Below are 10,367 nucleotides of genomic sequence, written 5' to 3'. Positions count from 1 at the left end.
ATGTGGACCCTCGCAGGCAACGAGATGACGCTCTGCAAAGACTACGTCGTTCCCGGCGGCACGTTTAATTTCATTCAGTCAACGCAGGATTTCATTAAAGGCAAAACCTACCCGTATGGAAACTGGGATTAACAATATCCTTACCCGACAGGCAACTACAAATACGGCGACTTCAGTTGCCGTTTCACTTTCGAATGAAATTAAATTTGTGCTCCCCGTCACCTTGTTATTAGAATGTTTCAAAACGCAGTGACCCAGGAGCAATGTATGACCGTTAAAGTTATCGTCATTGATATGGACGGAACTTTTCTCGACGACGCCAAAAAGTACGATCACGCACGATTTATGGCGCAGTATCAGGAACTAAAAAAACGCGGCATCGAATTTGTCGTCGCCAGCGGCAATCAGTATTACCAACTTATTTCCTTTTTCCCCGAGCTGAAAGACGAAATTTCCTTCGTCGCGGAAAATGGCGCGCTGGTTTATGAGCATGGCAAGCAGCTGTTTCATGGCGAACTGACCCGGCATGAATCCCGTATTGTGATTGGCGAGCTGTTAAAAGATAAGCAGCTTAATTTTGTCGCCTGCGGCCTGAAAAGCGCTTATGTCAGCGAACATGCGCCGGAATCTTTTGTGGCGCTGATGTCGAAGCACTACCACCGTCTGCAACCCGTGAAGGATTACCAGGACATTGACGATGTTCTGTTTAAGTTTTCACTGAACCTGCCAGACCAGCAGATCCCCTTCGTGGTTGATGCGCTGCATACGTCGCTGGACGGCATTATGAAACCCGTGACCAGCGGCTTCGGCTTCATCGACTTAATCATACCGGGATTACACAAAGCGAACGGCATCAGCCGTCTGTTGAAACGCTGGGATCTTTCGCCGCAAAATGTGGTGGCGATTGGCGACAGCGACAACGATGCGGAAATGCTGAAAATGGCGCGGTATGCTTTCGCGATGGCGAACGCCGCAGACAACATCAAAGCCCTCAGCCGTTATCATACCGATGATAACAACCATCAGGGAGCGTTAAACGTGATTCAGGCCGTACTGGATAACGCCCCGCCTTTTAACGTCTGATTCCAGATACCGGAGCGCTGCTCCGGTTCCCTCCTGCTTTTCTATTCTGCGTACCGCATCAAGTTTTTAAACTTGCATTAACTTATTTATAACTTATATTGTCATTTGTAATTAATTTAAGTTTCGAATGAAAGTCAATGCGAGGTGGTTATGGCTTTAACCTTCACAAGCGATACATTACCGGCCGATCATAAAGCGGCGATCCGGCAGATGAAGCAGGCGTTGCGGGCGCAGCTCGGTGATGTGCAGGGCGTTTTTGACAGGCTCAGCGAGGTGATTGCCACACGCGTGGCGGAAATCAATACGCTCAAAGCGCAGGGCGATGCCGTCTGGCCTGCGCTGTCTTACGCGGATATCCAGTCCGGCGCCATCACAGCAGCGCAGCGTGAACAGATCAAACGGCGTGGATGCGCGGTCATTAAGGGCCATTTCCCGCGGGAACAGGCGCTGGCATGGGATCAATCCATGCTGGATTATCTGGATCGCAACCATTTTGATGAGGTGTACAAAGGTCCCGGCGATAACTTCTTCGGCACGTTAACCGCCTCCCGCCCTGAAATTTATCCGATTTACTGGTCGCAGGCGCAGATGCAGGCTCGTCAGAGCGAAGAGATGGCGAACGTTCAGTCTTTCCTTAATCGGCTGTGGACATTTGAAAGCGACGGCAGACAGTGGTTCAACCCGGATATCAGCGTGATCTACCCGGATCGCATCCGCCGCCGCCCGCCCGGCACCACCTCAAAAGGTCTGGGGGCGCATACCGATTCCGGCGCGCTGGAACGCTGGCTGCTGCCCGCCTATCAACGGGTTTTCGCCAGTATCTTTAACGGCGAGCTGGAGAAGTACGATCCCTGGCATGCCGCCTACCGTACCGAAGTCGAAGAGTATACGGTCGATAACACCACCAAATGCTCGGTTTTCCGCACCTTCCAGGGGTGGACGGCGCTGTCAGATATGCTGCCGGGCCAGGGCTTGCTGCATGTGGTGCCGATTCCAGAAGCGATGGCGTATATCCTGTTACGCCCCCTGCTGGATGACGTTCCTGAAGATGAACTGTGCGGCGTTGCACCAGGCCGGGTGCTGCCGGTTTCGCAACAATGGCATCCGCTGCTGATTGAGGCATTGACCAGTATTCCGCAACTGGAGGCCGGGGACTCCGTCTGGTGGCATTGCGATGTGATCCACTCCGTCGCGCCGGTGGAAAATCAGCAAGGCTGGGGGAACGTGATGTACATCCCCGCCGCGCCGATGTGCGAGAAAAACCTGGCTTACGCGCACAAGGTCAAAGCCGCGCTGGAAACGGGCGCATCGCCAGGCGATTTCCCGCGTGAAGATTACGAAACAAACTGGGAAGGCCGTTTTACGCTGAGCGATCTGAACATTCACGGAAAACGCGCGCTGGGCATGAGTTAAGCGTCATACAGCCCTTCCCGTTCGACGGCGGTGCGTCGTTTCCCTGGACGTATCCGCCGCACCGACTCCCGCACCGTTAACGTGCCGTTCAGCAACAGCGTACCGATTGGCGCATTCGGACGAACCAGACGTTGTTGCAGCATATGTACCGCCTCCGTCCCCAGCTCATCGCGCGGCACATGCACTGCTGTTAACGGCACATCCTGAATTTCCGCCAGATTAAAGCCGTCAATACTCATCACCGACACATCCTGCGGCACGCGAAGGCCGCGCTTTTGCAACGCGCTGATGACGCCCGCCGCCATAAAATCACCGCCGACCAAAAACGCCGTCGGCAACGCCTTATCCGGCGTATTCGCCAGCCATTCGCTGACCCGCTGCTCCGCCTCTTTCGCACTGAAACTCGGCGATACCAGTAAATCCCGCTTATCGTTAAATTTCAGATTATGGGTTTGCCAGGCGTCGCGAATGCCGGCCAGACGCAGCTCCATCGTGTAGCGACGCAGGCAGAGCACCGTCATCACGTCGCGATGCCCCATTGAAAAAAGATAATCAGCGGCAAGTTCGCCAATGGCGCGGTGATCGGGCGAAACGGCTGGCAAACGCATTCGCTGATCGCGGCAATTAATCAGTACGCAGGGTTTCCCCACGTCCACCGCCAAATCGTGAATATGCGGATCGTCAATCCCTAACAAAATCGCCGCCTGCGTTTCCGCTTCGTTCATCCGCGCGAGGAAAAGCTGCGCGTCACTGTCCAGTTCCTCAAGCGCGCAATAACGCAGCCGTACTTCATACGCCGTCAGTCCTTTACTCACGTTCTGAATCACGCGGTAGTAAAAGATGTCGGACCGCTCATCAAACGCCCGCTGCGGCGCAAAGACCACCAGACTATTCAGCAACAGCCTGCCTGCCGCCATCCCGTCCATGACGCCCAGCTCCCGCGCGCACTCCAGCACTTTGTTGCGCGCTTTTTCACTGGTATTTGCCTTCCCCGCCAGCACGCGGGAAACGGTGCTGACGGAAAGCTGCGTCCGCGCGGCAATTTCGCTGATTTTGAGCCTTTTATCCATTTTGTGATCTTGCTCCATTTGCTAAATGAAAAAATTTTCATAACGCACAAACAGGGAAATAACTGGCTTAACGCCCATCTTGCCAGAGCGATACCGTTAGTAATGAGAAAACTTGCACAAAATCCGCTATTGCCCGCCCATTTTCTCACTTAACCTGAACTTGTCACACAACTTACATACTAGTTGTATAGCAACTAAGAATAAATAAAAAGATAACTTTCAATAAGATAACAATATTTGTGTGACACCCAAACGTTTATTTCCCCTACCGTCCGTCTTGTGGAGAAAAGAAATGAGTCAGGACATCAATAACACTGTCGCCGCGAGTAAAACCCGCCGCGTCATCAAAAATTTGCGCTGGTATGTGCTGGTGCTGTTCTTACTGGGTGTGACCGTTAACTACATCACGCGTAACTCGCTGGGTATCCTGGCGCCGGAGCTAAAAGAGAGTCTGGGGATCACCACCGAGCAATACTCCTGGATTGTCGGCGCGTTCCAGATTGCCTACACCATTTTCCAGCCCCTGTGCGGCTGGCTGATCGATGTGATTGGCCTGAAGATTGGCTTTATGGTCTGCGCCGGGATCTGGGCGCTGATGTGTATCTTCCACGCGGGCGCCGGAAGCTGGCTGCATCTGGCAATTTTGCGCTTCTTTATGGGCGCATCTGAAGCGGCCGCTACGCCAGCCAACGCCAAAACCATCGGCGAATGGTTCCCGAAATCAGAGCGTCCGGTCGCTGCGGGCTGGGCAGGCGTCGGCTTCTCAATTGGCGCCATGCTGGCGCCGCCAATCATCTACTTCGCGCACGCCTCATTCGGCTGGCAGGGCGCATTTATGTTTACCGGCGTGCTGGCGCTGCTGTGGGTGATCCTGTGGTGGGCGTTCTACCATAACCCGGAACAGCACCCGAACCTGAGTGGAGAGGAGCTGGAGTATATCAAGCAGGATAACGAGCCTCCAGCCGTGAAACTGCCCTTCCTGACCGCGCTGAAAACCGTGTCGAAAAATAAACGTTTCTACGGTATCGCGATCCCGGCCTTTATGGCAGAACCGGCCTGGGCGGTGCTGAGCTTCTGGGTACCGCTGTATCTGGCGAAGGAACACGGTATGGATCTGAAGCAGATCGCCATGTTCGCCTGGCTGCCGTTCCTCGCCGCCGATCTCGGCAGCGTGGCGAGCGGCTACCTCACCCGCTTGTATACCCGTCTGTTTGGCTGCTCTCGCGTTAACTCCGTGGTGGCAAGCTCCGTGACCGGCGCGTTTCTGATGATTTCTCTCGGCATCGTGGCCATTACCCGCGATCCGTATATCACCATCGTGCTGATCTCCATTGGCGGCTTCGGTCATCAGATCATCTCCTGCATGCTGAGCGCGCTGGTCGTGGAGTCGTTTGATAAAGGCCAGATGGCGACCGTCAACGGAATGCGCGGCTCTGCGGCGTGGATCGCCAGCTTCCTCTTCTCTCTGTTAATTGGCGTTACCGCCGACAAAATCGGCTTTAACCCGCTCTTTATCGCCATGGGGTTCTTTGACCTGATTGGCGCTGTTTTCCTGGTGGCATTTATTGCTGAACGTCGCGCCAAGCGCGCCTGATAGTGGATGTATTGCGTATGAAAACCCTGAAAAACTGGATTGTAGAGAAACAGTCGGCCCATCATCTGGAACTGCTGGTCGATGGTCAACACCATCTGTGCCTGTACGTACTGGAAGAAAATCTGTTTCGCGTGCTGATCAAACGTAAAGGCGAACTGGCATTAGACAGAACCTGGAGTATCGCCCCGGCGCAGGATGTGCCGTGGGAAGGCCGCAGCCGTGAGGATGTCAGCGGCTTTAGCTGCCCGGCCTGGCAACTGACGCAGCAGGATGGCGCGCTGATTGTCGCCACTGAGCAACTGCGCGTGACCGTCCACCAGCCGCTGTGGCTGGAGTGGCACTATCGCGACGAGGCGGGCGACTGGCAGCCGCTGGTCAACGACCGCCCCACCAGCGCCTATCTGCTGAACGCTCACGGCGACGGCGTGGCGCACTATTTAAGCCGCCGTAAAGATGAACGTTTTTACGGCCTGGGCGAGAAAGCGGGCGACCTGCAACGCAACGGCCAACGCTATGAGATGCGCAACCTTGACGCGATGGGCTATAACGCGGTCAGCACCGATCCGCTGTACAAACATATTCCATTCACCATCGCCCGCCGCGATGACGTCAGCTACGGTCTGTTTTACGACAACCTGAGCAGTTGCTGGCTGGATCTGGGCAATGAAATCGACAACTATCACACCGCCTATCGCCGCTGGCAGGCGGAAGCGGGCGATATCGATTACTACATCTTTACCAGCAAGCGCGTGCTGGATGTCACCAAAGCCTTTGTGCGCCTGACGGGGAAAACCCTGTTCGGGCCGAAGTGGAGCCTGGGTTACAGCGGCTCAACCATGCATTACACCGATGCGCCGGACGCGCAAAACCAGCTGATGAACTTTATCCGTCTGTGCAATGAACACGCGATTCCGTGCGATTCGTTCCAGCTTTCATCTGGCTACACCTCCATTAACGGCAAACGCTATGTCTTTAACTGGAACTACGACAAGGTGCCGCAGCCGAAAGTGATGACCCAGGCATTCCACGATGCGGGGTTGAAGCTGGCAGCCAACATTAAACCGTGTCTGTTGCAGGATCACCCGCGCTACAACGAAGTCGCGGAAAGAGGGTTATTTATCCGTGATTCGGAAACCGACGCGCCGGAACGTTCAAGTTTCTGGGATGACGAAGGTTCTAACCTTGATTTCACCAATCCGCAAACCGTCGCCTGGTGGCAGGAAGGCGTCACCACGCAGTTGCTGGAGATGGGGATCGACTCCACCTGGAACGACAACAACGAGTTCGAAGTGTGGGATGGCGAAGCCCGCTGCCACGGCTTTGGCCGCGAAATCGCCATCAAACATATTCGCCCGGTCATGCCGCTGTTGATGATGCGCGCCTCGCTGGAAGCGCAGCAGCGCTTTGCGCCGGAAAAACGCCCGTACCTGATCTCCCGTTCCGGCTGCGCCGGGATGCAGCGTTACGTGCAAACCTGGAGCGGCGATAACCGCACCAGCTGGGATACCCTGCGCTACAACACCCGCATGGGGCTGGGGATGAGTCTGTCCGGGCTGTATAACGTGGGTCACGACGTCGGCGGTTTCTCTGGCGATAAACCGGATGCGGAGCTGTTCGTGCGCTGGGTACAGAACGGCGTGATGCACCCTCGCTTTACCATCCACTCATGGAATGACGATCATACGGTGAATGAGCCGTGGATGTACCCGGGCGTGACGCCGGCGATTCGTAGCGCGATTGAGCTACGTTACCGTCTGCTGCCCTACTTCTACACGCTGCTGTGGCAGGCGCACGCCGACGACGAGCCGATGCTGCGCCCCACTTTCCTCGACCACGAGCACGACGCGCAAACCTTCGCAGAGTGCGACGACTTCCTGCTTGGCCGCGATATTCTGGTGGCGAGCGTGGTGGAACCCGGTCAACGTGAACGCCGCGTCTGGCTGCCGGATAACGAAACCGGCTGGTACGATTTCGATAGCCACGAATGGTTCTCTGGCGGCCAGTGGATCACGCTGAACGCGCCGCTGGAAAAACTGCCGCTGCTGGTACGCGCCGGTGCAGGTCTGCCGCTGAGCGAACGGATCACCCATGTCAGCGCTGAACGCGACGATACCCGCGAGCTGAAACTGTTCCCGGTCAAAGGCGTGGGGACAACGTCCGGTCTGCTGTTTGAAGACGATGGCGAAAGCTGGGGTTATCAGACGGGCAATGCCCTGTGGGTGGAATGGGAGATGGTGTGCGATGGGGCGACCGTCAACCTGAGGATCAACGCGCGTGGCGACTATCGTCCGGCATGGAACGCGTTGAAGGTATCGTTACCGGCGGGGGAAAAACGTACGCTGCGGGTGAACGGCGTTGAAGGGAGTGAGTGGGTGTTGTAGTGAGTTGTTGATTGCCGGGTGGCGGCTTCGCCTTACCCGGCCTACAAACTGTAGCGTAGGCCCGGTAAGCGTAGCGCCACCGGGCTTTTTTTTAGCCGTCGATCCCTTTACTACGCAGATAATCTTCGTAGTTGCCGCTGAAGTCCACCACACGCTGCGGCGTAATTTCCAGCACGCGCGTCGCCAGCGAGCTAACAAACTCACGGTCGTGAGAAACGAAAATCAGGGTGCCCTGATACATCTCCAGCGCCATGTTCAGCGATTCGATCGATTCCATATCCAGGTGGTTGGTCGGTTCGTCCATCACCAGGATATTCGGTTTCTGCATCATCAGCTTACCGAACAACATACGCCCTTTTTCACCACCGGAGAGCACCTTCGCCGGTTTTCTGATATCGTCCTGGCTGAACAACAGACGGCCAAGAATGCTGCGTACAGCCTGCTCGTCATCGCCTTCCTGCTTCCACTGACTCATCCATTCAAACACCGTCAGGTCATTTTCGAACTCATATTCGTGATCCTGCGCGTAATACCCAATGCGCGCGTTCTCTGACCATTTCACGGTGCCGTTGTCCGGCGCCAGATCGCCCACCAGCGTTTTCAGCAACGTGGATTTACCCACGCCGTTAGTCCCGAGTACCGCAAGCTTTTCGCCCACTTCCAGCAGCAGATTAACGCCCTTGAACAGCGGGCCGTTATCAAAGCCTTTCGCGAGCGCTTCCACTTCCAGCGCGTTACGGAACAGCTTCTTATCCTGTTCAAAACGGATGAACGGGTTCTGACGGCTGGAGGCCTTCACCTCATCAAGCTTAATTTTATCAATCTGACGGGCACGAGACGTTGCCTGGCGAGACTTAGACGCGTTAGCGCTAAAGCGGCTGACGAAAGATTGCAGGTCTGCAATCTGCGCCTTTTTCTTGGCGTTATCGGCCAGCAGGCGTTCACGCGCCTGGGTGGCGGCGGTCATATACTCGTCGTAGTTACCCGGGTAAATGCGCAGTTCGCCGTAATCCAGATCCGCCATGTGGGTACACACCATATTCAGGAAGTGACGGTCGTGCGAAATGATGATCATGGTGCTGTCACGTTCGTTCAGTACCTGCTCCAGCCAACGGATCGTGTCGATGTCGAGGTTGTTGGTCGGTTCATCAAGCAGCAGAATATCGGGGTCGGAAAACAGCGCCTGCGCCAGCAGGACACGCAGCTTCCAGCCTGGCGCGACTTCGCTCATCGGGCCGTAGTGCTGCTCAACCGGAATACCCACGCCCAGCAGCAGTTCGCCCGCGCGCGCTTCGGCAGAGTAACCATCCATTTCGCCGTATTTCACTTCCAGATCGGCCACTTTATAGCCATCTTCTTCGCTCATTTCCGGCAGCGCGTAGATGCGGTCGCGTTCCTGTTTCACTTCCCACAGTTCAACATGCCCCATGATCACTGTGTCGAGTACGCTGAACTCTTCGAAGGCAAACTGATCCTGGCGCAGCTTACCGATACGCTCGTTCGGATCGAGAGAGACGTTGCCCAGCGTCGGTTCGAGATCGCCGCCGAGGATTTTCATAAAGGTGGATTTACCGCTACCGTTGGCGCCAATCAGGCCGTAACGGTTGCCGCCGCCAAATTTGACGGAAATATTTTCAAACAGCGGCTTGCTGCCGAACTGCATGGTGACGTTGCTGGAAACTAACACTGGCGTATCCTGAAAAATATGTGACAAACCGCTTATTATGCCACAAGTCTTAAATAAGATCGCGCCTCACGGTAAGCCGCTAAAATTGTCCTCACGGGAAAAAAATGTGATTTCGTACACATCTGAATTCCCACTTAACGGGAATGCACATATAATGCGCTCCCAACATGACAGAATTCTCAACCCAATAGCCTGCCAGGCACTGAATCTCGCATAACATGAATATGAAATTAACAACGTTTTTCGCGGCGGCCCTCGCTGTAGTTGGCTTTTGCAGCACCGCCTCAGCGGTGACTTATCCTTTACCGACCGATGGCAGTCGCGTCGTTGGTCAAAACCAGGTGATCACTATCCCGGAAGGCAATACCCAACCGCTGGAGTATTTTGCGGCTGAATACCAGATGGGGCTGTCTAACATGCTGGAAGCGAACCCGGGTGTTGATACCTTCCTGCCAAAAGGCGGTACGGTGCTGAACATTCCTCAGCAGTTGATCCTGCCGGACACCGTGCATGAAGGCATTGTCATTAACAGTGCGGAAATGCGTCTGTACTACTACCCGAAAGGCACCAACACGGTGATCGTCCTGCCGATTGGTATCGGTCAGTTAGGGAAAGACACGCCAATCAACTGGACAACGAAAGTTGAGCGTAAGAAAGCAGGCCCGACCTGGACGCCGACGGCGAAAATGCATGCCGAATACCGCGCGGCGGGCGAACCGCTGCCTGCCGTCGTGCCGGCTGGCCCGGATAACCCGATGGGTCTGTACGCGCTGTACATTGGTCGTCTGTATGCGATTCATGGCACCAACGCCAACTTCGGTATCGGCCTGCGCGTCAGCCACGGCTGCGTCCGTCTGCGTAACGACGACATCAAGTTCCTGTTTGAAAATGTGCCGGTCGGCACCCGCGTACAGTTTATCGACGAGCCGGTGAAAGCGACTACTGAGCCAGATGGCAGCCGTTACATTGAAGTCCATAACCCTCTGTCTACCACGGAAGCGCAGTTCGAAGGCGGCGAGATCGTACCGATTAACCTGAACAAAAGCGTTCAGAGCGTCACCAGCCAGCCTGATGTCGATCAGTCTGTGGTTGAGCAGGCCGTTCAGAACCGTTCCGGTATGCCGGTTCGTCTGAACTGA

At 55.3% G+C, this 10,367-nt stretch carries 7 protein-coding genes; 5 read left to right on the top strand and 2 right to left on the bottom strand.

From position 1 onward, the window contains the following. Positions 1-267 precede the first annotated feature (267 nt). Positions 268-1,083 (top strand): Cof-type HAD-IIB family hydrolase, encoded by an 816-nt coding sequence (locus OGX81_RS06240; RefSeq protein ID WP_104868877.1) that lies wholly within the window; start codon positions 268-270, stop codon positions 1,081-1,083. Positions 1,084-1,233: 150 nt separating this feature from the next. Beyond that, positions 1,234-2,496: a DUF1479 domain-containing protein gene (locus OGX81_RS06235; RefSeq protein WP_012133143.1), complete on the top strand. Its 1,263-nt coding sequence runs from the start codon at positions 1,234-1,236 to the stop codon at positions 2,494-2,496. Here OGX81_RS06235 and OGX81_RS06230 read toward each other — a convergent pair. Then, positions 2,493-3,566, bottom strand: coding sequence for a LacI family DNA-binding transcriptional regulator (locus tag OGX81_RS06230; RefSeq protein ID WP_024130506.1), 1,074 nt, complete (start codon positions 3,564-3,566; stop codon positions 2,493-2,495). The genes OGX81_RS06235 and OGX81_RS06230 overlap by 4 nt on opposite strands. 292 nt (positions 3,567-3,858) lie before the next feature. Here OGX81_RS06230 and OGX81_RS06225 point away from each other — a divergent pair, with 292 nt between their 5' ends. Together OGX81_RS06225 and OGX81_RS06220 are read left to right on the top strand one after the other, a co-directional pair. Beyond that, complete coding sequence (locus tag OGX81_RS06225; protein WP_049010087.1) at positions 3,859-5,160, top strand: MFS transporter; 1,302 nt, start codon at positions 3,859-3,861, stop codon at positions 5,158-5,160. A 17-nt stretch (positions 5,161-5,177) separates the two neighbouring features. Further along, complete coding sequence (locus OGX81_RS06220; protein ID WP_146209154.1) at positions 5,178-7,541, top strand: glycoside hydrolase family 31 protein; 2,364 nt, start codon at positions 5,178-5,180, stop codon at positions 7,539-7,541. A gap of 91 nt (positions 7,542-7,632) precedes the next feature. On the opposite strand, the gene OGX81_RS06215 is transcribed toward OGX81_RS06220, so the two are convergent. Then, a complete protein-coding gene (locus tag OGX81_RS06215) occupies positions 7,633-9,228 on the bottom strand; it encodes an ABC-F family ATPase (protein ID WP_047457942.1) in 1,596 nt (531 codons plus the stop codon). 218 nt (positions 9,229-9,446) lie between these two features. On the opposite strand from OGX81_RS06215, the gene ldtB reads away from it, so the two are divergent. Beyond that, on the top strand, positions 9,447-10,367 hold the full coding sequence (ldtB, locus tag OGX81_RS06210; protein WP_012133148.1) for a L,D-transpeptidase: 921 nt from the start codon (positions 9,447-9,449) through the stop codon (positions 10,365-10,367).

The organism is Citrobacter sp. CK206 (assembly GCF_030333125.1).
In the GTDB taxonomy this organism is placed as follows: Bacteria; Pseudomonadota; Gammaproteobacteria; order Enterobacterales; family Enterobacteriaceae; genus Citrobacter_B; species Citrobacter_B koseri.
This window is presented reverse-complemented; position numbering and strand designations above follow the sequence as displayed.